This window comes from Mycobacterium sp. 141 (assembly GCF_000382405.1).
Classification (GTDB): Bacteria; Actinomycetota; Actinomycetes; order Mycobacteriales; family Mycobacteriaceae; genus Mycobacterium.
Genome location: NZ_KB908256.1, coordinates 493045 through 517568 on the forward strand (window position 1 = coordinate 493045; position 24524 = coordinate 517568).

A 24524-nucleotide genomic window follows, 5' to 3' on the forward strand; every position below is an offset into this window, starting at 1 on the left:
GCACGCTCGCGCCGGCGCGAAGGTGCGCATACGGTCGGTGGGCGCCGGTGTGTTGAGGTGCAGACCCGCACGCTCGCGGGGCTGACGCTTAATGAGTTTGCGTCTGACTGCATAACAATGCAGAATCGCTGCATGACGTCTGTAGCGGTGGCAGGCGCCAGCGGTTATGCCGGTGGCGAGATCCTCCGATTACTCCTCGGCCATCCTGCGTACGCCGACGGGCGATTGACCATCGGTGCGCTGACTGCCGCGGCAAGTGCCGGCACCACGTTGGCCGAACATCACCCGCACCTGCTGCCGTTGGCGTCGCGGGTGCTCGAAACGACCGACGCCGATGTCCTGACCGGTCACGACGTGGTGTTTCTCGGTCTGCCGCACGGGCATTCGGCTGCCCTGGCCGAACAGCTCGGTCCCGACACCCTGATCATCGACTGCGGAGCGGATTTTCGGCTCACCAACGCCGCCGACTGGGAGAAGTTCTACGGTTCGACCCACGCCGGCAGCTGGCCCTACGGTCTGCCCGAACTGCCCGGTGCGCGCGAGAAGCTGCGGGGCACCAAGCGCGTCGCGGTGCCCGGCTGCTATCCGACCGCAGCGCTGCTGGCGTTGCTGCCTGCGGTCGCAGCCGATCTGGTCGATCCGGCAGTGACGGTCGTCGCGGTCAGCGGCGCCTCGGGGGCAGGCAAGTCTGCCAAGGTCGACCTGCTCGGCTCCGAGATCATCGGATCGGCGCGGGCCTACAACATCGCCGGCAAGCACCGGCATACCCCGGAGATCGCGCAGGGGCTGCAGGCGGTCACCAACAAGGCCGTCACCGTCTCGTTCACCCCCGTGCTGATTCCGACCGCCCGGGGCATCTTGGCCACTTGCACCGCGCGGACCACGGCATCGTCCTCGGAAATCCGGGCGGCGTACGAAAAGGCTTACAGTGCAGAGCCCTTCATCCATCTGCTGCCCGAGGGGCAGCTGCCCAAGACCGGATCGGTGATCGGCAGCAACGCGGCCCAGCTCGCGGTGGCCGTGGACGCCGAGGCGCAGACCCTTGTAGCCATCGCCGCCATCGACAACCTGACCAAGGGCACCGGAGGCGCCGCGGTGCAGTCGATGAACCTGGCGCTGGGTTGGCCGGAGACCGAAGGACTATCGATCGTGGGAGTGGCACCGTGAGTTCTGCGCAGTCAGCCGACAGCAAGACGACCGAAACCAAACTGGTTCGCTCCCAGGGCGTTACCGCGGCGGCCGGTTTCCGCGCCGCCGGTATCGCCGCGGGGATCAAGGCTTCGGGTGCGCCAGACCTGGCGTTGGTGTTCAACGAGGGCCCGGACTACGCAGCCGCGGGCGTGTTCACCAGCAACCAGATCAAGGCCGCCCCGGTGCAGTGGTCGCAGCAGGTGCTGACCACGGGCCGACTGCGCGCTGTCATCCTCAACTCCGGTGGGGCCAACGCCTGCACAGGGGCGCTTGGCTTCCAGGATTCCCATGCCACGGCCGAGAGTGTGGCCGCGGCACTGAGCGACTGGGGCACCGAGACCGGTGCCATCGAGGTCGCGGTGTGTTCCACAGGCCTGATCGGGGACCGGTTGCCGATGGACAAGGTGCTGGCCGGCGTGACCGAGATCGTGCACGAACTGGCCGGGGGCCTGTCCGGCGGCGAGGAGGCCGCCCGGGCCATCATGACCACCGACACCGTGCCCAAACAGGTTGCGCTGCACCATTCGGTGGCGTCGGGGAAGAACTGGGTCCTCGGTGGGATGGCCAAGGGCGCCGGGATGATGGCGCCGTCGCTGGCCACCATGCTGGTGGTGCTCACCACCGACGCTATGGCCGAGCCAGAGGCGCTGGACGCGGCGTTGCGCCGGGCCGCCGCGCTGACCTTCGACCGGCTCGACGTAGACGGCAGCTGCTCCACCAACGACACTGTGCTGCTGCTGGCCTCCGGTGCCAGTGAGATCCGGCCCAGCCAAGCCGATCTGGACGACGCGGTGCTGCGGGTCTGTGACGACCTGTGCACACAGCTGCAGGCCGATGCCGAAGGCGTCACCAAGCGCATCGTCGTCACCGTCACCGGTGCGGTCAGCGAGCAGGAGGCCGTCGTCGCGGCGCGGGCCATCGCGCGCGACAGCTTGGTCAAGACCGCGCTGTTCGGCTCGGACCCGAACTGGGGCCGGGTGCTGGCCGCCGTCGGCATCGCCTCGGTGACCCTGGACCCGCAGCGGATCAGCGTGTCGTTCAACGGATCTCCGGTCTGTATCGACGGTACCGGTGCACCGGGCGCGCGTGACGTGGATCTGTCCGGGGAGGACATCGCTGTCGTCGTCGACCTCGCGGTTGGCACAGCATCGGCATTCATCAGGACCACCGACCTCTCCCACGCCTACGTCGAAGAGAATTCGGCCTACAGCTCATGACGGCCGATGAGCGCTTGCGCGAAGAGCATTCGATAGGGACTCCGACCAAGGCCGCAATCCTTGCCGCGGCGTTGCCGTGGCTCAAGCAGCTGCACGGCAAGATCGTCGTCGTGAAGTACGGCGGCAACGCCATGACCGACGAGACCCTCAAGGCTGCGTTCGCCGCCGACATGGTGTTTCTGCGCAACTGTGGCATCCACCCGGTGGTGGTGCACGGCGGTGGCCCGCAGATCAGCGCCATGCTCAAGAAGCTCGGCATCGCAGGTGATTTCAAGGGCGGTTTCCGGGTGACCACGCCCGAGGTGCTCGATGTGGCACGCATGGTGCTGTTCGGGCAGGTGGGCCGGGAGCTGGTCAACCTGATCAACGCGCACGGTGCGTATGCGGTCGGGGTCACCGGTGAGGACGCCCAACTGTTCACCGCGGTGCGACGCAGCGTCAACGTCGACGGCGTGGCGACCGATATCGGTCTGGTCGGCGACGTCGAACACGTCAACGCAGGTTCGCTGCTGGATCTCATTGCGGCCGGCCGGATTCCGGTGGTGTCGACCATTGCCCCCGATGCCGACGGTGTGGTGCACAACATCAACGCCGACACCGCCGCGGCCGCGCTGGCCGAGGCGCTGGGCGCGGAGAAACTCTTGATGCTCACCGATGTCGAAGGGCTGTACACCGATTGGCCCGACCGCGATTCGCTGGTCAGTGAAATCGACACCGACACACTCACCGCGCTGCTGCCGCGCCTGGAATCGGGCATGGTGCCCAAGATCGAAGCCTGCCTGCGGGCAGTGGCCGGCGGCGTACCCAGCGCCCACGTGATCGACGGTCGCGTCGAACACTGCGTGCTGGTCGAACTGTTCACCGATGAAGGGACCGGGACCAAGGTGGTCAAGCAATGACATCCAAGGGGCAGGAGCGAAGCGACCGGGGGAAGACGATGCAGGACCGCTGGGATGCGGTGATGATGAACAACTACGGAACCCCGCCGCTGACCCTGGTCAGTGGTGACGGCGCCGTGGTCACCGATGCCGATGGCAAGCAGTACCTCGACCTGCTCGGTGGGATTGCCGTCAACCTGCTCGGACACCGCCATCCGGCCGTCATCGAGGCTGTCACCACTCAGCTCGAGACGCTTGGGCACACGTCGAATCTCTACGCCACCGAACCCGGTATCGCGTTGGCCGAGGCGCTCGTGGGGCATCTCGGAACGACTGGGGCGAGCGAAGCGACGGGGGGAGTTTCACCTGGGGCGAGCGAAGCGACGGGGGGAGTTTCGGCGCGGGTGTTCTTCTGCAACTCCGGCACCGAGGCCAACGAGGTGGCGTTCAAGATCACCCGGCTCACCGGGAAGACGAACATCGTTGCCGCGCAAGGCGCGTTCCACGGCCGCACGATGGGCTCGCTGGCGCTGACGGGCCAGCCCACCAAGCAGGCGCCGTTCGAACCGTTGCCCGGCAACGTCACTCACGTGCCGTACGGCGATGTCGATGCGCTCGCCGCCGCGGTCGACGACACTACGGCTGCGGTGTTCCTCGAACCGATCATGGGGGAGGGCGGGGTCGTCGTCCCGCCGGCCGGCTACCTGGCCGCCGCGCGCGAGATCACCGCGAAACACGGTGCGCTGCTGGTGCTCGACGAGGTACAGACCGGTGTTGGCCGCACCGGCGCCTTCTTCGCCCATCAGCACGACGGCATCACCCCCGACGTGGTGACCTTGGCCAAGGGGCTCGGCGGCGGACTGCCGATCGGCGCGTGCCTGGCGGTCGGCGCTGCGGGAGATCTGCTGACACCGGGTTTGCACGGCAGCACGTTCGGCGGCAATCCGGTGTGCACCGCGGCAGCGCTGGGAGTGCTCCGTGCTCTGGCCGATGGGGACCTGATCGCCCGCGCCGGTGTGCTCGGCAAGACCATCAGCCACGGCATCGAGGAGCTGGGCCATCCGCTCGTCGACCACGTCCGCGGCAAGGGCCTGCTGCAGGGCATCGTGCTGACCGCACCCAGTGCCAAGGCTGTCGAGTCCGCCGCGCGCGACGCCGGCTTCCTGGTCAACGCGGCCGCCGCGGACGTCATCCGGCTGGCCCCGCCGCTGATCATCACCGAAGAGCAGATCAACCAGTTCCTCACCGCGCTTCCCGCGGTCCTCGACAAGGCAGCACAATGACCAGACATTTCCTGCGTGACGACGATCTGACGCCCGACGAACAGACCGAGGTGCTCGCGCTGGCCGCCGAGCTCAAGAAGGCGCCGTTCTCCCATCGCCCGCTGGAGGGTCCGCGCGGCGTCGCGGTCATCTTCGAGAAGAACTCGACCCGCACCAGGTTCTCGTTCGAGATCGGCATCGCCCAGCTCGGTGGGCACGCTGTCGTCGTCGACGGTCGCAGCACGCAGCTGGGCCGCGAGGAGACGCTGGAGGACACCGGTGCGGTGCTGTCCCGTTACGTCGACGCCATCGTGTGGCGGACCTTCGCCCAGGAACGCCTGACCGCTATGGCAAGTGGTGCCTCCGTCCCGATTGTTAATGCGCTCTCCGACGAGTTCCACCCTTGTCAGGTGCTGGCCGACCTGCAGACCTTGGCCGAACGCAAGGGGGGAATAGCCGGCCTCAAAGGGCTGAAGCTGACGTATCTGGGCGACGGCGCCAACAACATGGCGCACTCGCTCATGCTCGGTGGAGTGACCGCGGGCATCCACGTCACCATCGCCGCGCCTACCGGTTTTGAGCCCGACCCCCACTTCGTCGATGCGGCCCGCAAGCGCGCTGAGGAGACCGGCGCGTCGGTGGCCCTGACCGATGACCCGCGGGCCGCGGTCGATGGCGTCGACGTGATCGTTACCGATACCTGGACGTCGATGGGCCAGGAGAACGACGGCCTCGACCGGGTCCGGCCGTTCCGCCCGTTCCAGGTCAACGCTGACCTGCTCAAGCTGGCCGACTCCGAAGCCGTTGTGCTGCATTGCCTTCCGGCGCACCGCGGCCACGAGATCACCGACGAGGTGATCGACGGCCCACAGAGTGCGGTGTTCGACGAGGCCGAGAACCGCTTGCATGCGCAGAAAGCGCTGCTGGCGTGGCTGCTGGCGCGCGCCTGAGACTGCCATGAGTTCTCCGACCCGAGTCGGCCGCCAGGCCCGCATCATCGCTCTGCTGTCGTCGCGCGCGGTGAGCAGCCAGACGGAGTTGGCGACCCTGCTGGCCGACGAAGGCATCGAGGTCACCCAGGCCACGCTGTCGCGGGACCTGGAGGAACTCGGCGCGGTCAAACTGCGGGGCGCCGACGGCGGTGTCGGGGTCTACATCGTCCCGGAGGACGGCAGTCCGGTGCGCGGGGTGACCGGTGGCACCGAGCGGCTGACCCGATTGATGGGGGAGTTGCTGGTTTCCACCGATGCCAGCGCTAACCTTGCCGTGCTGCGCACCCCGCCCGGGGCTGCGCACTACCTGGCCAGCGCCATCGATCGCGCTGCCCTGCCCTATGTGGTCGGCACCATCGCCGGTGACGACACCATCGCGGTGGTGGCGCGCGAACCGATGACCGGCGCCGAGCTTGCCACCACCCTCGAAAATCTGAAATAGAGCCCAACACAAGGAGATTGCTCATGTCCGATCGTGTCATCCTGGCGTACTCCGGAGGTCTCGACACCTCGGTGGCGATCAGCTGGATCGGTAAGGAAACCGGCCGCGAGGTCGTCGCCGTCGCCATCGACCTCGGCCAGGGTGGCGAGGACATGGAGGTCGTGCGGCAGCGGGCGCTGGACTGCGGCGCCGTCGAGGCGATCGTGGTCGACGCGCGCGACGAGTTCGCGAACGAGTACTGCCTGCCCACCATCCAGTCCAACGCTCTCTACATGGACCGCTATCCGCTGGTCTCGGCGATCAGCCGGCCGCTGATCGTCAAGCACTTGGTGGCCGCCGCGCGTGAGCACCAGGGCGGCATCGTCGCCCACGGTTGCACCGGCAAGGGCAACGATCAGGTCCGCTTCGAGGTCGGGTTCGCCTCGATGGCGCCCGATCTTGAGGTGCTGGCACCGGTGCGTGACTACGCCTGGACCCGAGAGAAGGCCATCGCCTTCGCCGAGGAGAACGCCATCCCGATCAACGTCACCAAGCGCTCACCGTTCTCCATCGACCAGAACGTGTGGGGCCGCGCGGTCGAGACGGGCTTCCTCGAGCACCTGTGGAACGCACCCACCAAGGACGTCTACGACTACACCGAGGACCCCACGGTCCACTGGAACACCCCCGACGAGGTCATCATCGGTTTCGACAAGGGCGTGCCGGTCTCCATCGACGGTCGACCGGTCACGGTGCTGGAGGCGATCGTCGAACTCAACCGCCGCGCGGGGGCCCAGGGTGTCGGCCGCCTCGACGTGGTGGAGGACCGGCTGGTCGGCATCAAGAGCCGTGAGGTCTACGAGGCCCCGGGCGCGATGGTGCTCATCACCGCGCACACCGAGCTCGAGCACGTCACCCTCGAACGTGAACTGGGCCGGTTCAAGCGCCACACCGACCAGAAGTGGGGCGAGCTGGTGTACGACGGCCTGTGGTTCTCGCCGCTGAAGCGGGCGCTGGAATCGTTCGTCGCGCACACCCAGGAGCACGTGACCGGTGAGATCCGGCTGGTGCTGCACGGCGGTCACATCGCCGTCAACGGCCGCCGCAGCCCGGAGTCGCTCTACGACTTCAGCCTCGCCACCTACGACGAGGGCGACAGCTTCGACCAGTCCAATGCCAAGGGCTTCGTGCACGTGCACGGCCTCAGCTCGAAGATCTCGGCCAAGCGCGACCTGGGTATCTAATGCCGAGCAGACGCAAAAGTCCCCCAGCCTCGGCGTGTCGGGGACTTTTGCGTCTGCTCGCGGAAGGGTGGTGACGTGAGCACCAACGAAGGTTCACTGTGGGGCGGTCGGTTCGCCGACGGGCCGTCGGAAGCCCTTGCCGCGCTGAGCAAGTCGACACATTTCGACTGGGTGCTGGCGCCCTATGATGTGCGGGCCTCCAAGGCGCACGCCCGGGTGCTGCACCGGGCGGGGCTGCTCACCGATGAGCAACGCGACGGGCTGCTGGCCGGTCTGGACAGCCTCGGTGCCGACCTCGCCGACGGCAGCTTCGGCCCGCTGCCCAGCGACGAGGACGTGCACGGTGCCATGGAGCGCGGCCTGATCGACCGGGTCGGACCCGACTTGGGAGGCCGGTTGCGGGCCGGGCGGTCGCGTAACGATCAGGTGGCCACGCTGTTTCGGATGTGGCTGCGCGACGCCATCACCACAGTCGGCAACGGTGTGCTGGATGTGGCCGCCGCGCTGGCCACCCAGGCCGCGGCCCATCCGACGGCGATCATGCCCGGCAAGACGCATCTGCAGTCGGCGCAACCGGTGCTGCTGGCGCATCATCTGCTGGCCCACGCGCATCCGCTGCTGCGCGACGCGGACCGCCTCATCGACCTGGACAAGCGAGCGGCGGTGTCGCCGTACGGGTCCGGGGCCCTGGCCGGGTCCTCGCTCGGGTTGGACCCCGACGCCATCGCCGACGAGCTCGGGTTCACCGCGGCCGCCGACAACTCGATCGACGCCACGGCCTCGCGGGATTTCGCTGCCGAGGCGGCCTTCGTGTTCGCGATGATCGGTGTCGACCTGTCCCGATTGGCCGAGGACATCATCCTGTGGAGCACAACGGAGTTCGGTTACGTCACGCTGCACGACGCCTGGTCGACGGGCAGTTCGATCATGCCGCAGAAGAAGAATCCCGACATCGCCGAGTTGACCCGTGGCAAGTCCGGCAGGCTGATCGGCAATCTGGCCGGGCTGCTCGCGACGCTCAAGGCGCAGCCGCTGGCCTACAACCGGGACCTGCAGGAGGACAAGGAGCCGGTGTTCGACTCGGTGGCGCAGCTGGAACTGCTGCTGCCGGCCGGCGCCGGGTTGGTGAGCACACTGACCTTCGACACCGACAGGATGGCGGCGCTCGCCCCGCAGGGCTACACCCTGGCCACCGATGTCGCGGAATGGATGGTGCGCCAAGGTATTCCGTTCCGGATCGCGCATGAGGCCGCCGGTGAAGCGGTGCGCATCGCCGAGGCGCGAGGCGTCGGTCTGGAGGAGCTGGCCGACGACGAGCTGGCGGGCATCCATCCCGGGCTGACGGCTGAGGTGCGCGACGTGCTGACCATCGCAGGGTCGGTGAACTCCCGCGACGCGCGTGGCGGCACCGCCCCGATCCAGGTGGCCAAGCAGCTCGGCGTGGTGCGTGACGCCCTGGATCAGCTGCGGGTCCGACTGCGCTGAGCGTTTTTTCGCTCCTCGCGTGCGCTGGGCTTCTTTTGCTCCTCGCGTGCGCTGGGCTTCTTTTTGCTCCTCGCGTGCGCTGAGCCTCCTGTGCTCCTCGCGTGCGCTGACACTCACTCCAGCTGTTCGGACAACTCCAGCCAGCGGGCTTCCAGTTCGGCCACTTGGTCTTCGAGCTCGCGCAGCTGCCCGGTGAGCTTGCCCAACCCGACGTGATCGGAATGATCATGGACCGCAAGTTCATCGTGCTTGTCGGAGATGCGCCCGGTCAGCTTGGCCAGGGATCGGTCTATCGAGGCGACCTCCTTCTCGATGTTGCGCAGCTCCGCGCCGGACAACCCCGGAGCCGCCGGAGCCTGCGCGGCACCCATGCGTGGGGTGGACACGGCCGATGGTTGTGTGGCCAGTCGCAGGTACTCGTCGACGCCGCCGGGTAGGTGGCGCAGCCGTCCGTCGAGGATCGCGTACTGCTGATCAGTGACCCGCTCCAGCAGATAGCGGTCGTGGGACACCACGATCAGCGTGCCGGGCCAGGAGTCCAGCAGGTCCTCGGTGGCGGTGAGCATGTCGGTGTCGACATCGTTGGTCGGCTCGTCGAGCACCAGCACGTTCGGCTCGCTCAGCACCACCAGCATGAGCTGCAACCGGCGCCGCTGCCCACCCGAGAGCTCGCCGACCCGCGTCGAGAGCTGCGCCCGGTTGAAGCCCAACCGCTCCAGCAGCTGTGCCGGGGTGAGCTCCTTGCCGTCGATCACATAGCTGGTCTGCAGCCGGCCCAGCACTTCCCGGACCATATCGGCGGCCATCGCGTTCAGCTCGGTCGACTGCTGGTCGAGAATCGCCAGCCGCACCGTCTTCCCGCGCTTGACCCGGCCCGTGGTCGGGGCCACCGTGCCGGCGATCAGGCCGAGCAGCGTCGACTTGCCGGCTCCGTTGGCGCCGACGAGGCCGGTGCGCTCGCCCGGGGCGATGCGCCACTCGACATCCCGCAACACTTCCCGTCCGTCGAACGCGACGGACACATCGAGCAGATCGATGACGTCCTTGCCGAGACGCGCGGTCGCCAGTCGGGACAGCTCGACACTGTTGCGCAGTGGCGGCACGTCGGAGATCAGCGCGTTGGCCGCGTCGATGCGGAACTTGGGCTTGGAGCTTCGAGCCGGCGGCCCACGCCGCAGCCACGCCAGTTCCTTGCGCATCAGGTTCTGCCGTTTGGCCTCGGTCGCGGCGGCGATCCGGTCGCGCTCCACTCGCTGCAGCACGTACGCCGCGTAGCCGCCTTCGAACGGTTCGACGATCCCATCGTGGACCTCCCAGGTTGCGGTGGCCACCTCGTCGAGGAACCAGCGGTCGTGGGTGATCAGTAGCAGCCCGCCCGCGGTACGCGCCCATCGGCCCTGCAGATGGCCGGCCAGCCAAGTGATGCCCTCGATGTCGAGGTGGTTGGTGGGCTCGTCGAGGGCGACGACATCCCAGTCGCCGATCAGCAGGGCGGCCAACTGCACGCGGCGCCGCTGCCCGCCGGAAAGTGTGCCGATCGTCGCGTCGAATCCGATGTCGGCCACGAGCCCGCCGATGACGTCACGCACGCGGGCGTCCCCGGCCCATTCGTGTTCCGGACGGTCACCGACCAGCGACCACCCCACCGTGCGCTCGGAATCCAGCGTGTCGGTCTGGTCGAGTGCCCCCACCCGCAGGCCTCCGCGTTGGGTGACCCGGCCGCCGTGCGGGGTGATCCGGCCGGTCAGCATGCCCAAGAGGCTCGATTTGCCATCGCCGTTGCGGCCGACGATGCCGATTCGGTCGCCTTCGCTGACGCCGACGGTGACCGCGTCGAACACCACCCCGGTGGGGTACTCCAGGTGTAGGGCTTCGCCGCCGATTAGGTGTGCCATCGCCGCCGACCTTAGCGTCACCGGCAGCCCGGCCGCGAAGGTGTCTGCGTGGTTTGCCTCGGTCGTCGTCGGTCGTGCGGCGACGTGCCATGATGACCACGTCAGTCGGAGACAGCACGTCGAAGACGTAGGGGAGCGGGCGTTGATCGATTTCTCGGCGGTGACCAAACCGGTCGAGCGGTTGCTGGCGACTGCGCAGAACGGGCTCGAGGTGCTGCGCTACGGAGGCTTGGAGACCGGCGCCGTTCCGTCTCCGTTCCAGATCATCCAGAGCGTGCCGATGTTCAAGCTGCGCCGGTACTTCCCGCCCGACGCCCGGCCCGGTGCCGAGAACCCCGGCCCGCCGGTCCTGATGGTCCACCCGATGATGATGGCCGCCGACATGTGGGACGTCACTCGCAACGACGGCGCAGTAGGCATCCTGCACCGTGCCGGCGTCGACCCATGGGTGATCGACTTCGGCTCACCGGATGAGGTCGAGGGCGGGATGCAGCGCAACCTCGCCGACCATGTGGTGGCGCTGAGCGAAGCCATCGACACCGTCAAGAAGGTGACCGGCCGCGACGTGCACCTCGCCGGCTACTCGCAGGGCGGCATGTTCGCCTACCAGGCCGCCGCCTACCGGCGGTCGAAGGACCTGGCCAGCATCATCGCGTTCGGCGCGCCGGTCGACACGCTGGCCGCTCTGCCGATGAACCTGCCTGCCGGCGTCGCGGCCGGCGCCGCGGACTTCATGGCCGATCACGTGTTCAGCCGTATCGACATTCCCGGTTGGCTGGCCCGCGCCGGGTTCCAGATGCTCGATCCGATCAAGACCGCCCAGTCCCGGCTGGACTTCCTGCGCCAGTTGCACGACCGTGAGGCGCTGCTGCCCCGCGAGCAGCAGCGTAGGTTCCTCGCTTCGGAAGGCTGGATCGCCTGGTCCGGCCCGGCAATCTCGGAGCTGCTCAAGCAGTTCATCGCCCACAACCGGATGATGACCGGCGGCTTCTCCATTCATGGGGACCTGGTCACGCTCTCCGATATCGACTGCCCGGTACTCGTGGTGGTCGGCGAGGTCGACGACATCGGCCAGCCGGCGGCCGTGCGTGGTATCAAACGCGCCGCGCCACAGGCCGACGTGTACGAGTACCTGATTCGCGCCGGCCATTTCGGCCTGGTCGTCGGCTCCAAGGCCTCGAACCAAACCTGGCCCACGGTGGCCCAATGGGTGAAGTGGCTCGACAACGGCCAGGAGATGCCCGAGGGTGTCGCTCCGATGGACCTGCCGTCGGTCGACCACCCCGAGAGCGGAGTGTCGTTCACGACGCGCGTGACCCACGGAGCTACCGCCGCCACCGAGATGGCCTTCGGCGTGGCCCGTTCGGCGGCTGACGCGGTGGTGGCGGCGAACAAGTCGGCTCGGACCCTGGTCATCGAGACCGTCCGCACACTGCCGAGGCTGGCCCGCCTCGGGCAGGTCAACGACCACACCCGGATCTCGTTGGGCCGCATCATGAGCGAGCAGGCACGCGACCATCCCAACGGTGAGGCGCTGCTGTTCGACGGCCGCGTGCACACCTACGAGGCGGTGGATCGCCGGATCAACAACGTGGTACGCGGCCTTATCGACGTCGGGGTGCGCCAAGGCGCACATGTCGGGGTGCTGATGGAGACGCGGCCCAGTGCGCTGGTGGCGATCGCCGCGCTGTCGCGTCTGGGTGCCGTAGCCGTGCTGATCCCGCCCGACGTCGATCTCGCCGAGGCCGCCCGGCTGGGCGGGGTATCGGAGATCATCGCTGATCCGAGTCATCTGGAAGCGGCCCGTCGGCTCGAGACGCGGGTTCTGGTGCTCGGCGGCGGGCCGCCAGATGTGAGGGGCGGCGGGCCGCCAGATGTGAGGGGCGGCGGGCCGCCAGATGTGAGGGGCGGCGGGCCGCCAGATGTAAGGGGCGGTGGGCCGCCAGATGTAAGGGGTGGGGAAATCCGCGACCTGCACCTGCCCGAGCACGCCGATGTCGTGGACATGGAGCAGATCGACCCCGGTGTGGTCGAGCTCCCCGGTTGGTACCGCCCGAATCCAGGGCTCGCCCGCGATCTGGCATTTGTCGCGTTCGCCACCGTCGCCGACGAGCTCGTTGCCCGGCAGATCACAAATTTCCGCTGGGCGCTGTCGGCGTTCGGCACCGCGTCAGCAGCCAACCTCGGGCGTGGGGACACCGTGTACTGCCTCACGCCGCTGCATCACCAGTCCGGGCTGTTGGTCAGTCTCGGCGGGGCGGTCGTGGGTGGCTCCCGCATCGCGTTGTCACGCGGTTTGCAGCCCGACCGGTTCCTGCAGGAGATCCGTCAGTACGGCGTCACGGTGGTGTCCTACACGTGGGCGATGCTGCGCGAAGTCATCGACGATCCGTCGTTCTCCCTCGTCGGCTCTCACCCGGTACGGCTTTTCATCGGCTCGGGCATGCCGGCAGGACTGTGGAAACGGGTGGTCGAGATTTTCGAGCCCGCCCAGGTGGTGGAGTTCTTCGCGACGACTGACGGACAGGCGGTGCTGGCCAATGTGTCCGGCGCCAAGATCGGCAGCAAGGGCCGGCCGCTGCCCGGCGGCGGGCACGTCGAGCTGGCCGCGTACGACGCTGAGGACGACCTGATTCTCGAGGATGAGCAGGGCTTCGTCCGCAGGGCCGAGCCCAACGAGGTCGGCGTGCTGCTCGCCCATCCACGCGGGCCTGTCGACCCGACCGCTTCGGTGAAGAGGGGCGTGTTCGCGCCGGCCGACACCTGGGTGTCCACCGAGTTCCTGTTCCGCCGCGACGAGGACGGTGACTACTGGCAGGTGGACAACCGCGGCGCCGTCATCCACACGGAGCGCGGGCCGGTCTACGGCACCCCGATCAGCGACGTGGTCGGACGCCTCGAGGCTGTCGACCTCGCCGTCACTTATGGCGTCGACGTGGGCGGGCAGCAGGTGGCGGTAACCGCACTGGCGCTGCGTCCGGGTGGCAGCATCGCCACCGCGGATCTCACGGACGCGTTGTCGGACCTGCCGGTGGGGAGCCCGCCGGACTTCGTCCACGTGGTCGCCGATATCGCGCTCGGGGCGTCATACCGGCCGATGGCGGCTCCATTGCAGGCCGCGGGCATTCCGAAACCGACCCGGCGTAACTCTTGGTACCTCGATCCCGATACTCAGACGTACAAGCCGCTGACCGTGGCCATGCGGACCGAACTGACCTCGGGACAGGACGAGTCCGATCCGTCTTAGCAGCCGAATCGTTACCACCCTGTTAAGCTCCGGCTTGCGGCGCACCGACTGGAGGATTGATGACATCGCAGACGAGCGGAAACCGTTGGCGTCGTGCCGTCACCGGCGCCATGGCCGGTAGTGCACTGACCGCAGGATTGCTGGTCGGTGTCGGCGCACCCTCCGCCCTGGCCGATCCGGCCGTCGACGCCAACACCACCGCGACACCGGCGGCTGATACGCCACCGGCACCGGAGATGACGGCCGATGAAGCGATCGCCCTGATCGACAAGGAGTACGACACCGGTGCCGGCGGTGGCCAGATCTCGACGTTGATCCATTCGATCTTGCAGCTGCGCTCGCAGGGCTTCAGGCCGTCGAATGCCAACCGCGAAGCGATCGTCGCCGCGCTCGACAAGCGGCCGAACCAGACGCCGCTGATCGATGCGCTCAAGAACACGCTCGCCTACCAGCGCAAGCTGCAGGCCAGGGCCAACGCGGCGGTGCCCCCGAATGGCATCTCGGGCGGGATCAACCAGACCGGCCCCGGCCAGGTTCCCATTCAGGGGGCCCCGGGGGTTCCCGGTGTCTCGCTCGGCCAGGGCGGTGCCGGTATCAGCGTGCCGGTCGGCTGATCGGTGATCGACGAGAAGCTTCTGAAGATCCTGGTGTGTCCGCAGGATCGTGGGCCGCTGCTGCTGGTCACCGATGAGCGCTTGCGCGAAGAGCACGGGTTGCGTGAGCGCTTGCGCGAAGAGCACGGGTCGCGTGACTGGCTGTATAACGCTCGGCTACACCGGGCCTACCGCATCGATGAGGGCATTCCGGTGTTGCTCGTCGGCGAGGCGGTCGAGGTTAACGACGCCGACCATCAGCGGTTGCTGGAGTTGGCCGGGTCACCCGAGGGCGGGTAGTTCGCCCGTCAGATAGCGTTGCAGATTGGGACCGATGGTTTCGGCGATCTGCTCGACCGGCAGTGATTTGAAGGGCTCCAGTTCCAGGATGTAGCGCGCCATCGCCACGCCCACCAGTTGCGACGCCACGAACTGCACCCTGATTCGGCCGCTGCCCGGCGGGTCGTCCACGCGTGAGCCGACCTCGGAGACGATGACATCCTGCAGGAATGACCGGAACAGTGAGACGTCGTTACCGGCCAAGATCGACCGCAGGGTGGCGATGAATCCCTTGCCGATCTCCGAATCCCACAGCGGCAACAGGATTGACGGCAGTGTGTGGCCGATCTGCTCGACCGCAACCTCACGCAGCGGGCCGATCACGGCCATCGGGTCGATCGGGATGTGGATCGCGGCGGCAAACAGTTGCGTCTTGGTGCCGAAGTAGTGGTGTACCAGCGCGGGGTCCACCCCCGTGTCAGCTGCGATCGCGCGGATCGAGGTCTTGTCGATTCCATTGCGCGCAAACAACTCTCGCGCGCTGGCGAGGATGCGTTCACGGGTGTCGGAAGGTCCGGGCGGGCGTCCGGGCCGCTTGTGGCCGGTCATGGGGTCCGTCGTCGCAGCGTCGCTGCCGCCAGGCCGAGGGCCAACACTGCGAAACCGACCACCACGGCGATGTCCCGTACCGCGACCGCGGTCAGCTCAGGATGGGCGCCGACCTGTTGCAGCGCCTCGAGCGCGTAGCTGGCCGGCAGCACGTTGCTGATCCACTGCAGCCACTCGGGCAGTGCGCCGCGGGGCACGATGATGCCGCATAACAGTAACTGCGGAACGATGACGACGGGCATGAACTGCACGGCCTGGAACTCGGTGCGGGCGAAAGCACTGCACAGCAGGCCCAATCCAACCCCGAGTACGGCGTTGATGATGGCGATGAGGAACACCAGCAGCGGGCTGCCGGCAGTGGAGAAGCCGAGGAACCAGAACGCGACGACGCAAGCGAGGCTCGCCTGCGCGGCGGCCGCGATCGAGAACGCGGTCCCGTAGGCGGCGAGCAGGTCGAACCGGCGCAACGGCGTGGTCAGGATCCGCTCGAGCGTTCCCGACGCCCGCTCGCGCTGCATGGTGATCGAGGTGATCAGGAACATGACGACCAGCGGGAATACCCCGAGCATGATCAGGCAGGCATTGTTGAACGGAGTCGGCGCGCCCGGCAGGTGCGGTGTACTGGGGAACATGAAGTACATCAGCGCGATGACCAGGCTCGGCACCACGAGGATCATCGCCACACTGCGATGATCGGCTGCCAGCTGGCGCAGAATCCGGCCCGTTGTCGCCAGGTACGCCTGGGGGCTGAGCGAGCTGCGTGGGGTCAGGCTGCGGTGCGCCGGCGGATGACGGTCAGAAATGCTTCCTCCAGGGATGCGCATGACGTGTCCTTCCGGAGTTCGGCCGGGGTGGTGTGGGCGAGCAGGCGCCCCTCGCGCATGAGGAGCAGATCGCCGCAGTGGTCGGCTTCGTCCATGACGTGACTGGAGACCAGCAGGGTGGCCCCGCGGTGGGACAGTTCACGGAACTGCTCCCAGAGTTCGACGCGCAGCACCGGGTCCAGCCCAACGGTGGGTTCGTCCAGCACGAGCAGCTCGGGATCGGCGACCAGCGCGCATGCCAGCGATGCCCGGGTGCGCTGTCCACCGGAAAGATTCCCGCAGTACGCGGTTCGATGTTCGTGCAGGCCGACTGTTCGGACGGCCTCGTCGGCGGCCTGGGCCGTGGTGCCGTACAGCGCGGCGAAATAGCGAACATTGTCGATGACCCGAAGGTCGTCGTAGATGGTCGGATCCTGCGTGACGTAGCCGACCCGGTGTCGTAGCGCGGCGCTGCCGGCGGGGAGCCCGAGCACGGTCACCGATCCCGCGGCGATGATCTGGGTGCCGACGACACATCGCATCAAGGTGGTCTTTCCGCAGCCCGAGGGCCCGAGCAGGCCCGTGATCGTGCCGCGGGCGATCTGCACGGTGACGCCGCGCAACGCGGGCCGCTTGCCGCGAACCACTTGTAGTCCGTCGATGTCGATGACTGGAGACGATCCGAATTCATCAACCGATGAAGTCATCATGCAGTGAATATTCCTCCCGTCGCTGACCGGTGTCAACGGCGCCGCGCGGGGCAGTGCAGAATCGCTCGGGTGGGTGCCGAACTGCTGATGGGAGACCCGGTCGCGGCGGCCCGGCGGCTGCTGGGCGCCCAACTCAGCGGGCGTGGCGTCGAGGCGACGATCGTCGAGGTCGAGGCCTACGGCGGACCGGTCGACGGCCCCTGGCCGGACGCCGCCGCCCACTCGTTTCGCGGTCCCAGCGGCCGAAACCTGGTGATGTTCGGGCCGCCCGGACGCCTGTACACCTATCGGAGCCACGGCATCCACGTCTGCGCGAACGTGGTGTGCGGGTACGACGGCGTCGCGGGTGCGGTGCTGCTGCGCGCGGCGGTTGTGACCGGGGGACTGGCTCAGGCGCAAGGCCGTCGGGGTGCGGCGGTGTCACCGGCGGCACTGGCCCGAGGCCCAGGCAATCTCTGCTCGGCGCTCGGAATCGTCATGGAGGACAACGGAATCGACCTGTTCGACGAGAACAGCCCGGTCCGGCTGCGGTTCGGCGCTCCGGTTGCCGCGGTCGACGGCCCGCGGGTCGGTATCAGCGTGGCCGCCGACCGACCTTGGCGATTCTGGTCGGCGGCGCACCGCGAGGTGTCCGCCTACCGGAGAAGTCCGCGCGCTCCGGTGCCCGGCGGCAGCGACTGATCATCGGCGCCGCTGCGCCAAAAGGTGATGCGGCATGATCGTCGGTATGTCAACGGACATCCTGGAGGAGCTGGACTGGCGCGGGCTGATCGCGCAATCGACCGACCGCGACGCATTGGCCGGTGACCTGGCCAAAGGGCCGGTGACCGTGTACTCCGGTTTTGATCCGACGGCGCCGAGCCTGCACGCCGGGCATTTGGTTCCGCTGCTCACGCTGCGTCGGTTCCAGCAGGCCGGCCACCGGCCCATCGTGCTGGCCGGCGGCGCTACCGGGATGATCGGCGACCCGCGCGACACCGGGGAACGCACCCTCAACACCGCCGACACGGTGGCCGACTGGGCCGACCGGATCCGTGACCAGTTGGAACGGTTCGTCGAGTTCAACGACTCACCCACCGGCGCCATCGTGGAGAACAACCTGAACTGGACCAGGGAGTTGTCGGCCATCGAGTTCCTGCGGGACATCGGCAAGTACTTCTCTGTCAACGTCATGCTCGACCGCGATACGGTCCGCCGTCGCCTCGAAGGCGACGGCATCTCCTACACGGAGTTCAGTTACATGTTGCTTCAGGCCAACGACTTCGTGGAACTGCATCAACGACACGGCTGCGCACTGCAGATCGGTGGCTCCGACCAGTGGGGAAACATCGTGGCCGGGGCGCGCCTGGTCCGCCAGAAGGTCGGCGCCACCGTGCACGCCATGACGACGCCGCTGGTCACCGACTCCGAAGGTAAGAAGTTCGGCAAGTCCACCGGTGGCGGCAATCTCTGGCTGGATCCCGAGCTGACCAGCCCGTATGCCTGGTACCAGTACTTCGTCAATGCCGCCGACGCCGATGTGGTGCGGTACCTGCGCTGGTTTACCTTCCTGTCTGCCGAGGAACTGGCCGAGCTCGACGATGCCACGCGAACCCGTGCACACGAGCGCGCTGCACAAAAGCGGTTGGCCCGTGAACTCACCACGCTGGTGCACGGCGAGGACGCGACGAAGGCCGTCGAACTTGCCAGTCAGGCGCTGTTCGGCCGTGGCGAGCTGACGGATCTCGACGAGTCCACGTTGTCCGCGGCGCTGCGGGAGGCCAGCAGTGGACAGGTTGCCGAATTGAAGCCGGGCGGCGCCGACGCGATCACCGATTTGTTGGTGGCGACTGGATTGGCGACGAGTAAGGGAGCTGCGCGACGCAACGTGGCCGAGGGTGGCGTGTACGTCAACAACGTCCGTATTGAAAGTGACGAGTGGATACCACAGGCCGCCGACTTTTTGCATGACCGTTGGCTGGTGTTGCGACGTGGCAAGCGCAACATTGCCGGGGTCGAGCGGGTGGGGGTGTAAGTCCACCGGCTGCTGGCCTCTGACCTGGGGAAACGTCGCAGTAACCAGGCGATTTGACTCCCTGTTAGCCCTCACGTAACTTATTCCAGGTCAGAGCGACACGGACAAGCGCCGGGGAGCGAAGACAGAATCTGAGAGAGACACCCATTACGGTGGGTTTTCTCACTGCCCGCACTAAGGTCAGCGGCTTTTAGCCGCGGGTCGTCTGCGCGGACAATCTCGGGTGTGTTGTTTGAGAACTCAATAGTGTGTTTGGTGGTTTTTGTTTGTTGTTTTTTGGTCATGCTCTTTTTCCCGTTTGGGGTGTGGCTTTTGTTTTTTTGGATGCCGGTTTTGGTGTCTGTTGTTTGTGATCGGATTTTTCTGAATGGCCTTTTTTGGGTTTTGTTTGGAGAGTTTGATCCTGGCTCAGGACGAACGCTGGCGGCGTGCTTAACACATGCAAGTCGAACGGAAAGGCCCTTCGGGGTGCTCGAGTGGCGAACGGGTGAGTAACACGTGGGTGATCTGCCCTGCACTTTGGGATAAGCCTGGGAAACTGGGTCTAATACCGAATAGGACTCCGGACTGCATGGTCTGGGGTGGAAAGCTTTTGCGGTGTGGGATGGGCCCGCGGCCTATCAGCTTGTTGGTGGGGTGATGGCCTACCAAGGCGACGACGGGTAGCCGGCCTGAGAGGGTGACCGGCCACACTGGGACTGAGATACGGCCCAGACTCCTACGGGAGGCAGCAGTGGGGAATATTGCACAATGGGCGCAAGCCTGATGCAGCGACGCCGCGTGGGGGATGACGGCCTTCGGGTTGTAAACCTCTTTCAGCACAGACGAAGCGTAAGTGACGGTATGTGCAGAAGAAGCACCGGCCAACTACGTGCCAGCAGCCGCGGTAATACGTAGGGTGCGAGCGTTGTCCGGAATTACTGGGCGTAAAGAGCTCGTAGGTGGTTTGTCGCGTTGTTCGTGAAAACTCACAGCTTAACTGTGGGCGTGCGGGCGATACGGGCAGACTGGAGTACTGCAGGGGAGACTGGAATTCCTGGTGTAGCGGTGGAATGCGCAGATATCAGGAGGAACACCGGTGGCGAAGGCGGGTCTCTGGGCAGTAACTGACGCTGAGGAGCGAAAGCGTGGGGAGCGAACAGGATTAGATACCCTGGTAGTCCACGCCGTAAACGGTGGGTACTAGGTGTGGGTTTCCTTCCTTGGGATCCGTGCCGTAGCTAACGCATTAAGTACCCCGCCTGGGGAGTACGGCCGCAAGGCTAAAACTCAAAGGAATTGACGGGGGCCCGCACAAGCGGCGGAGCATGTGGATTAATTCGATGCAACGCGAAGAACCTTACCTGGGTTTGACATGCACAGGACGACTGCAGAGATGTGGTTTCCCTTGTGGCCTGTGTGCAGGTGGTGCATGGCTGTCGTCAGCTCGTGTCGTGAGATGTTGGGTTAAGTCCCGCAACGAGCGCAACCCTTGTCCTATGTTGCCAGCGGGTGATGCCGGGGACTCGTAGGAGACTGCCGGGGTCAACTCGGAGGAAGGTGGGGATGACGTCAAGTCATCATGCCCCTTATGTCCAGGGCTTCACACATGCTACAATGGCCGGTACAAAGGGCTGCGATGCCGTGAGGTGGAGCGAATCCTTTCAAAGCCGGTCTCAGTTCGGATCGGGGTCTGCAACTCGACCCCGTGAAGTCGGAGTCGCTAGTAATCGCAGATCAGCAACGCTGCGGTGAATACGTTCCCGGGCCTTGTACACACCGCCCGTCACGTCATGAAAGTCGGTAACACCCGAAGCCGGTGGCCTAACCCTTGTGGAGGGAGCCGTCGAAGGTGGGATCGGCGATTGGGACGAAGTCGTAACAAGGTAGCCGTACCGGAAGGTGCGGCTGGATCACCTCCTTTCTAAGGAGCACCACGAGAGACGCTCTCCGTTGGGGAGGGTGTGAGCCGTGAGGAACCTGTCGGGTTGTAGTGACCGGGGTTTGGTGCAACAACAAACGTTGAGCCGGCGTGGGATTCGTCGGTGAGGAAGCTGCCAGACACGCTATTGGGCTTTGAGACAACAGGCCCGTGTTTCCCTGGCCCCTGTGTGGGGTGGGAGGTCGTGTTGTTGCCCTGCTTTGGTGGTGGGGTGTGGTGTTTGATTTGTGGATAGTGGTTGCGAGCATCTAGCACGCGGATATGTGAGGCTGTCACTGCCTGTAGGGGTGGTGTGGGTCTTGTGTGTTTGTGTGTTGATGTGCAATTTCTTTTGAAACTCATTTTTGGTTTTTGTGTTGTAAGTGTTTAAGGGCGCATGGTGGATGCCTTGGCACTGGGAGCCGATGAAGGACGTGGGAGGCTGCGATATGCCTCGGGGAGCTGTCAACCGAGCGTGGATCCGAGGATGTCCGAATGGGGAAACCCGGCACGAGTGATGTCGTGTCACCCGGCACTGAATACATAGGTGTCGGGGGGGAACGCGGGGAAGTGAAACATCTCAGTACCCGTAGGAAGAGAAAACAATTGTGATTCCGTGAGTAGTGGCGAGCGAAAGCGGAGGATGGCTAAACCGTATGCATGTGATACCGGGTAGGGGTTGTGTGTGCGGGGTTGTGGGACCTATCTTCTCAGTTCTATCCGACTGGGGGGCAGTGAGAAAATGTTGTGGTTAGCGGAAGTGGCTTGGGATGGCCTGCCGTAGACGGTGAGAGCCCGGTACGTGAAAACCCGACGTCTGTCTTGATGGTGTTCCCGAGTAGCAGCGGGCTCGTGGAATCTGCTGTGAATCTGCCGGGACCACCCGGTAAGCCTGAATACTTCCCAGTGACCGATAGCGGATGAGTACCGTGAGGGAATGGTGAAAAGTACCCCGGGAGGGGAGTGAAAGAGTACCTGAAACCGTGCGCTTACAATCCGTCAGAGCCCTCACTTTGTGTGGGGTGATGGCGTGCCTTTTGAAGAATGAGCCTGCGAGTCAGGGACATGTCGCGAGGTTAACCCGGGTGGGGTAGCCGCAGCGAAAGCGAGTCTGAATAGGGCGTATCCAATCCGTAGGGGTTGGTGTAGTGGTGTGTTCTGGACCCGAAGCGGAGTGATCTACCCATGGCCAGGGTGAAGCGCGGGTAAGACCGTGTGGAGGCCCGAACCCACTTAGGTTGAAGACTGAGGGGATGAGTTGTGGGTAGGGGTGAAAGGCCAATCAAACTCCGTGATAGCTGGTTCTCCCCGAAATGCATTTAGGTGCAGCGTCACATGTTTCTTGTTGGAGGTAGAGCTACTGGATGGCCGATGGGCCCTACTAGGTTACTGACGTCAGCCAAACTCCGAATGCCGACAAGTCTAAGAGTGTGGCAGTGAGACGGCGGGGGATAAGCTCCGTGCGTCGAGAGGGAAACAGCCCAGATCGCCGGCTAAGGCCCCTAAGCGTGTGCTAAGTGGAAAAGGATGTGCAGTCGCGAAGACAACCAGGAGGTTGGCTTAGAAGCAGCCACCCTTGAAAGAGTGCGTAATAGCTCACTGGTCAAGTGATTGTGCGCCGATAATGTAGCGGGGCTCAAGCACACCGCCGAAGCCGCGGCAACGTATTTGTACGTTGGGTAGGGGAGCGTCCTGCATCCGGTGAAGCCGCCGAGTGATCGAGTGGTGGAGGGTGTGGGAGTGAGAATGCAGGCATGAGTAGCGAATAGGCAAGTGAGAACCTTGCCCGCCGAAAGACCAAGGGTTCCTGGGCCAGGCCAGTCCGCCCAGGGTGAGTCGGGACCTAAGGCGAGGCCGACAGGCGTAGTCGATGGACAACGGGTTGATATTCCCGTACCCGTGTGTGTGCGTCCCTGATGAATCAATCGTGCTAACCACCCAAATGGTGGTCCACTAATCCCTTCGGGGTGCGGGGATCGCTGGCTGCGTGGGACCCTGGTTGGTAGTAGTCAAGCGATGGGGTGACGCAGGAAGGTAGCCGTACCGGTCAGTGGTAATACCGGGGTAAGCCTGTAGGGAGGAACGTAGGTAAATCCGCGTTTCGCATATCCTGAGAGGTGATGCATAGCCGAGTGAGGCGAATTCGGTGATCCTATGCTGCCAAGAAAAGCCTCTAGCGAGGACATACACGGCCCGTACCCCAAACCAACACAGGTGGTCAGGTAGAGAATACTAAGGCGTACGAGTGAACTATGGTTAAGGAACTCGGCAAAATGCCCCCGTAACTTCGGGAGAAGGGGGACCCCCATATCGTGAGCCGGTTTGCCCGGGGTAGCGGGAGGGGGTGGCACAAACCAGTGAGAAGCGACTGTTTACTAAAAACACAGGTCCGTGCGAAGTCGCAAGACGATGTATACGGACTGACGCCTGCCCGGTGCTGGAAGGTTAAGAGGACCCGTTAACCCTTCGGGGTGAAGCGGAGAATTTAAGCCCCAGTAAACGGCGGTGGTAACTATAACCATCCTAAGGTAGCGAAATTCCTTGTCGGGTAAGTTCCGACCTGCACGAATGGCGTAACGACTTCTCAACTGTCTCAACCATAGACTCGGCGAAATTGCACTACGAGTAAAGATGCTCGTTACGCGCGGCAGGACGAAAAGACCCCGGGACCTTCACTACAACTTGGTATTGGTGCTCGATACGGTTTGTGTAGGATAGGTGGGAGACTGTGATATTCACACGCCAGTGTGGGTGGAGTCGTTGTTGAAATACCACTCTGATCGTATTGGGCCTCTAACCTCGGACCGTATATCCGGTTCAGGGACAGTGCCTGGTGGGTAGTTTAACTGGGGCGGTTGCCTCCTAAAATGTAACGGAGGCGCCCAAAGGTTCCCTCAACCTGGACGGCAATCAGGTGTTGAGTGTAAGTGCACAAGGGAGCTTGACTGCGAGACGGACATGTCGAGCAGGGACGAAAGTCGGGACTAGTGATCCGGCACCTCTGAGTGGAAGGGGTGTCGCTCAACGGATAAAAGGTACCCCGGGGATAACAGGCTGATCTTCCCCAAGAGTCCATATCGACGGGATGGTTTGGCACCTCGATGTCGGCTCGTCGCATCCTGGGGCTGGAGCAGGTCCCAAGGGTTGGGCTGTTCGCCCATTAAAGCGGCACGCGAGCTGGGTTTAGAACGTCGTGAGACAGTTCGGTCTCTATCCGCCGCGCGCGTCAGAAGCTTGAGGAAATCTGTCCCTAGTACGAGAGGACCGGGACGGACGAACCTCTGGTCTACCAGTTGTCCCACCAGGGGCACTGCTGGATAGCTACGTTCGGACAGGATAACCGCTGAAAGCATCTAAGCGGGAAACCCCCTCCAAGACCAGGCTTCTCACCCATTTCAGTGGGATAAGGCCCCCCGCAGACCACGGGATCGATAGACCAGACCTAGACACCCAGCAATGGGCGCAGGGAACTGGCACTAACCGGCCGAAAACTTACAACAACCCACAAACACCAACGTGTTCGGGTTTCGTAAGACACGCACAACCTTGCTTCGCAACCACACCACACACCCCCACGACCCCCGGGTCGCCACGGGTGCACACCACACCCCACCACCAAAACACACCCAAAGATTCACACCCAGAAACGGGTGAATAAAGTTACGGCGGTCCATAGCGGCAGGGAAACGCCCGGTCCCATCCCGAACCCGGAAGCTAAGCCTGCCAGCGCCGATGATACTACCCACACGGGTGGAAAAGTAGGACACCGCCGAACACACATTAA

General features: G+C 65.0%; 17 protein-coding genes and 3 rRNA genes. 16 read left to right on the top strand and 4 right to left on the bottom strand.

The genetic code is table 11. The features are described 5' to 3' along the window. Window positions 1-117 precede the first annotated feature (117 nt). From argC to argH, 8 genes are all read left to right on the top strand, one after another. Window positions 118-1167, top strand: coding sequence for an N-acetyl-gamma-glutamyl-phosphate reductase (gene argC / locus H276_RS0105045; RefSeq protein ID WP_196807834.1), 1050 nt, complete (start codon window positions 118-120; stop codon window positions 1165-1167). Next, window positions 1164-2408 (top strand): bifunctional glutamate N-acetyltransferase/amino-acid acetyltransferase ArgJ, encoded by a 1245-nt coding sequence (argJ, locus tag H276_RS0105050; RefSeq protein ID WP_019970223.1) that lies wholly within the window; start codon window positions 1164-1166, stop codon window positions 2406-2408. The genes argC and argJ overlap by 4 nt, the downstream gene beginning before the upstream one ends. Further along, complete coding sequence (argB, locus tag H276_RS0105055; RefSeq protein WP_019970224.1) at window positions 2405-3307, top strand: acetylglutamate kinase; 903 nt, start codon at window positions 2405-2407, stop codon at window positions 3305-3307. The genes argJ and argB overlap by 4 nt, the downstream gene beginning before the upstream one ends. Further along, window positions 3304-4569, top strand: a complete 1266-nt coding sequence (locus H276_RS0105060) for an acetylornithine transaminase (protein ID WP_019970225.1) — start codon at window positions 3304-3306, stop codon at window positions 4567-4569. The genes argB and H276_RS0105060 overlap by 4 nt, the downstream gene beginning before the upstream one ends. Continuing rightward, window positions 4566-5498 (top strand): ornithine carbamoyltransferase, encoded by a 933-nt coding sequence (gene argF / locus H276_RS0105065; protein WP_019970226.1) that lies wholly within the window; start codon window positions 4566-4568, stop codon window positions 5496-5498. Before H276_RS0105060 ends, argF begins: the two co-directional genes overlap by 4 nt. 7 nt (window positions 5499-5505) lie before the next feature. Then, on the top strand, window positions 5506-5982 hold the full coding sequence (locus H276_RS0105070; RefSeq protein WP_019970227.1) for an arginine repressor: 477 nt from the start codon (window positions 5506-5508) through the stop codon (window positions 5980-5982). Between the two features lie 23 nt (window positions 5983-6005). Continuing rightward, complete coding sequence (locus H276_RS0105075) at window positions 6006-7205, top strand: argininosuccinate synthase (RefSeq protein WP_019970228.1); 1200 nt, start codon at window positions 6006-6008, stop codon at window positions 7203-7205. 75 nt (window positions 7206-7280) lie between these two features. Then, window positions 7281-8690: an argininosuccinate lyase gene (gene argH / locus H276_RS0105080; protein WP_019970229.1), complete on the top strand. Its 1410-nt coding sequence runs from the start codon at window positions 7281-7283 to the stop codon at window positions 8688-8690. Between the two features lie 113 nt (window positions 8691-8803). Here argH and H276_RS0105085 read toward each other — a convergent pair whose 3' ends face one another. Then, window positions 8804-10585 carry an ABC-F family ATP-binding cassette domain-containing protein gene (locus H276_RS0105085; protein ID WP_019970230.1) on the bottom strand — a complete coding sequence of 594 codons (1782 nt, stop codon included), beginning with the start codon at window positions 10583-10585 and terminating at the stop codon, window positions 8804-8806. 145 nt (window positions 10586-10730) lie between these two features. Here H276_RS0105085 and H276_RS0105090 point away from each other — a divergent pair, with 145 nt between their 5' ends. From H276_RS0105090 to H276_RS0105100, 3 genes are read left to right on the top strand one after another with little or no spacing between them, the layout of a single operon-like run. Next, entirely contained in the window at window positions 10731-13832 is a 3102-nt protein-coding gene (locus H276_RS0105090) for an acyl-CoA synthetase (protein ID WP_081625403.1), read from the top strand. A gap of 59 nt (window positions 13833-13891) precedes the next feature. Continuing rightward, window positions 13892-14446, top strand: a complete 555-nt coding sequence (locus H276_RS0105095; RefSeq protein ID WP_019970232.1) for a hypothetical protein — start codon at window positions 13892-13894, stop codon at window positions 14444-14446. A gap of 3 nt (window positions 14447-14449) precedes the next feature. Beyond that, on the top strand, window positions 14450-14725 hold the full coding sequence (locus H276_RS0105100; protein ID WP_019970233.1) for a Trm112 family protein: 276 nt from the start codon (window positions 14450-14452) through the stop codon (window positions 14723-14725). Here H276_RS0105100 and H276_RS0105105 read toward each other — a convergent pair. Genes H276_RS0105105 through H276_RS0105115 form a run of 3 tightly spaced genes read right to left on the bottom strand, consistent with a single transcriptional unit; the run spans window position 14708 to window position 16826 of the window. Continuing rightward, window positions 14708-15313: a TetR/AcrR family transcriptional regulator gene (locus H276_RS0105105; protein WP_019970234.1), complete on the bottom strand. Its 606-nt coding sequence runs from the start codon at window positions 15311-15313 to the stop codon at window positions 14708-14710. The genes H276_RS0105100 and H276_RS0105105 overlap by 18 nt on opposite strands. Then, entirely contained in the window at window positions 15310-16137 is an 828-nt protein-coding gene (locus H276_RS0105110; protein WP_081625393.1) for an ABC transporter permease, read from the bottom strand. Before H276_RS0105110 ends, H276_RS0105105 begins: the two co-directional genes overlap by 4 nt. Continuing rightward, on the bottom strand, window positions 16080-16826 hold the full coding sequence (locus H276_RS0105115; protein WP_019970236.1) for an ABC transporter ATP-binding protein: 747 nt from the start codon (window positions 16824-16826) through the stop codon (window positions 16080-16082). The genes H276_RS0105110 and H276_RS0105115 overlap by 58 nt, the downstream gene beginning before the upstream one ends. 69 nt (window positions 16827-16895) lie before the next feature. Here H276_RS0105115 and H276_RS0105120 point away from each other — a divergent pair, with 69 nt between their 5' ends. The 5 genes from H276_RS0105120 to rrf all read left to right on the top strand — a co-directional run bounded on the left by H276_RS0105120 (window position 16896) and on the right by rrf (window position 24515). Beyond that, the gene (locus tag H276_RS0105120; protein WP_019970237.1) at window positions 16896-17507 is read left to right on the top strand and encodes a DNA-3-methyladenine glycosylase; all 612 of its coding nucleotides are present in this window, start codon (window positions 16896-16898) and stop codon (window positions 17505-17507) included. A gap of 46 nt (window positions 17508-17553) precedes the next feature. Continuing rightward, complete coding sequence (tyrS, locus tag H276_RS0105125; protein ID WP_026356612.1) at window positions 17554-18840, top strand: tyrosine--tRNA ligase; 1287 nt, start codon at window positions 17554-17556, stop codon at window positions 18838-18840. Window positions 18841-19225: 385 nt separating this feature from the next. Then, a 16S ribosomal RNA gene (locus H276_RS0105130) occupies window positions 19226-20743 on the top strand. A gap of 374 nt (window positions 20744-21117) precedes the next feature. Further along, window positions 21118-24240: ribosomal RNA gene (locus tag H276_RS0105135) — 23S ribosomal RNA — on the top strand. A gap of 161 nt (window positions 24241-24401) precedes the next feature. Further along, window positions 24402-24515 (top strand): 5S ribosomal RNA (gene rrf / locus H276_RS0105140). The 16S, 23S and 5S rRNA genes sit together here, the layout of an rRNA operon. Window positions 24516-24524: the final 9 nt, after the last annotated feature.

Bases quoted from the DNA above. Each gene is read 5' to 3' on its own strand.
- argC (WP_196807834.1), top strand. From the start codon at position 118: ATGCAGAATCGCTGCATGACGTCTGTAGCGGTGGCAGGCGCCAGCGGT.
- argB (WP_019970224.1), top strand. From the start codon at position 2,405: ATGACGGCCGATGAGCGCTTGCGCGAAGAGCATTCGATAGGGACTCCG.
- H276_RS0105060 (WP_019970225.1), top strand. From the start codon at position 3,304: ATGACATCCAAGGGGCAGGAGCGAAGCGACCGGGGGAAGACGATGCAG.
- argF (WP_019970226.1), top strand. From the start codon at position 4,566: ATGACCAGACATTTCCTGCGTGACGACGATCTGACGCCCGACGAACAG.
- H276_RS0105070 (WP_019970227.1), top strand. From the start codon at position 5,506: ATGAGTTCTCCGACCCGAGTCGGCCGCCAGGCCCGCATCATCGCTCTG.
- H276_RS0105075 (WP_019970228.1), top strand. From the start codon at position 6,006: ATGTCCGATCGTGTCATCCTGGCGTACTCCGGAGGTCTCGACACCTCG.
- H276_RS0105085 (WP_019970230.1), bottom strand. From the start codon at position 10,585: ATGGCACACCTAATCGGCGGCGAAGCCCTACACCTGGAGTACCCCACC.
- H276_RS0105095 (WP_019970232.1), top strand. From the start codon at position 13,892: ATGACATCGCAGACGAGCGGAAACCGTTGGCGTCGTGCCGTCACCGGC.
- H276_RS0105105 (WP_019970234.1), bottom strand. From the start codon at position 15,313: ATGACCGGCCACAAGCGGCCCGGACGCCCGCCCGGACCTTCCGACACC.
- H276_RS0105110 (WP_081625393.1), bottom strand. From the start codon at position 16,137: ATGCGCATCCCTGGAGGAAGCATTTCTGACCGTCATCCGCCGGCGCAC.
- H276_RS0105115 (WP_019970236.1), bottom strand. From the start codon at position 16,826: ATGATGACTTCATCGGTTGATGAATTCGGATCGTCTCCAGTCATCGAC.
- tyrS (WP_026356612.1), top strand. From the start codon at position 17,554: ATGTCAACGGACATCCTGGAGGAGCTGGACTGGCGCGGGCTGATCGCG.